Source organism: Microcystis sp. LE18-22.4A (assembly GCF_027531105.1).
In the GTDB taxonomy this organism is placed as follows: Bacteria; Cyanobacteriota; Cyanobacteriia; order Cyanobacteriales; family Microcystaceae; genus Microcystis; species Microcystis aeruginosa.
This window is the reverse complement of sequence record NZ_JAPZRB010000503.1, coordinates 1-1,773: the sequence shown is the minus strand read 5'-3', so window position 1 is coordinate 1,773 and position 1,773 is coordinate 1. Positions and strand designations below refer to the sequence as shown.

The following is a 1,773-nucleotide window of genomic DNA, read 5'->3' as shown; positions in this document are numbered from 1 at the left end:
AAGTGTAAATCTGCTGTTACAAATTTCACACCAGCAGACTGAGCCAATGCCAGATCAAGGGAATCAGCAACTGTTCTATTCTCAAAAGTTCAGTAGAATCTGCCATGATGCCAACCCGCGCCGCCATTTTTTTCTCTTCGGAGATCGATCTGTTCTACGATAGCAAGTTGGGGGCGTTTGTGTGGTTTGATTGCTTTCTCTAAAAGCAGGAAAAGCTGTTGCTTAAGTAGCTGGTTATAATTAAATTGAAGATAGATTTTAGGTTCGATCCCCCCCGCCCCCCTTAATAAGGGGGGTGCCGATAGGCGGGGGGATCCCCCCTTGATAAGGGGGGTATCTGACAACTTTTAACACCTACCTACTTAACTTTATCCCAGATTACATCCCTAGTAATCCCTAGCAAGGTAGAAAATATTCTGATGAAATCAGGATTGTTGAATCTGCCAGAAAAAAGACAGTTCAACAGCCCAATGATGAGCGAGAAGTAGTTCAAGGCTGACCGCTGAAATAACTGATAACTGAGAAAACGGTAGCAATTTCTACCAAAAGTCAGAATAAAATTCGTTATCGTCATAAGGTCATGACGGAATGTAATTAAAACGAGAAAGAATGCGGATCGAGCAATTGCAAGCCTTTTTAGCCGTAGCCGATACGGGCAATTTTGGTCAAGCCGCGCGCCAGTGTGGAGTCACCCAATCGACTATCAGCCGCCAGATTCAATCCCTAGAAACCGATTTGGGCTTACCTCTTTTTCATCGTACCGCCCAAGCGAAATTAACCATTGCTGGCGAGAAATTACTGCCCCGGGCGAAACGGATTTGTCAAGAATGGACGAATATTCACGAGGAAATCACCGACCTACAGGCAGGAAAACAGCCAGAATTGTGCGTTGCGGCGATTCATTCCGTGTGCGCCCACTATTTACCGCCGATTTTGCCGAAATTTTGTGCTGAATACCCAGAAGTTCAGTTAAGAGTTACAGCCCTAGGCAGCGATCGCGCTTTAAAAGTGCTGCGGGATGGTTTAGTAGATGTGGCGTTGGTAATGAATAATCGTTTTCTCACCTCTAGCCCGGAGATGGTGGTCGAGGTATTATACCAAGAAGCGATCGAAATTCTCATGGCCGCTAATCATCCCCTCGCCCAATACAAAGAAGTGCCATGGTCAGAATTAATCCCCTATCCGCAAGTGGTTTTCAAAGACGGCTACGGAATGCAAAGATTAGTACAAGAATGGTTTTCCCGTCAGGATGCCCACCTGAAAACCGTCATGGAATTAAACACCCTCGATGCTTTTCGCGGTGTGGTGCGTCAGGGTAATATTATCGCTCTTCTGCCCCAATCCGCCCTGATGGAGGCCCGTAGCGATGCCACCCTCGCCATTCGTCCTCTTGCTTCCCCTAGTAGCGAAAATACCCATCTTAACAATGGTAAATTTAGTCATCGTCTCACCCGTCAGGTAGTCCTTGTCACCACTAGCGATCGCCTACAGATACCACCGATCGCTCATTTTTGTCAATTAGTGCGGCAAATGAATCAAAGTGTGGTTAAAAGCTTAGAAAACCACCCCGTCCAGCCTTAGCAATCCCAATCAATCCTATTTAGGGTTTGCGGCAAAAAGCTTTTCCTAGGAGCAGGGTGTGGGGTGTGGGGTGTGGGGTGTGGGGTTTTACCGATTTTCAGGTGGTCAATTACCTAATTTTCAGGGAAAAAGTCCCGGAATTTTCCCCCCAATCACTCCAAAGGTCGGCACTTTTTGAGGGAAAACAAGTCT

At 46.6% G+C, this 1,773-nt stretch carries 1 protein-coding gene; it reads left to right on the top strand.

Going from position 1 to position 1,773, the window contains the following annotated elements; all coding sequences use genetic code 11:
- Positions 1 to 609 precede the first annotated feature (609 nt).
- Positions 610 to 1,581 (top strand): LysR family transcriptional regulator, encoded by a 972-nt coding sequence (locus tag O9295_RS21705; RefSeq protein WP_288035287.1) that lies wholly within the window; start codon positions 610 to 612, stop codon positions 1,579 to 1,581.
- Positions 1,582 to 1,773: the final 192 nt, after the last annotated feature.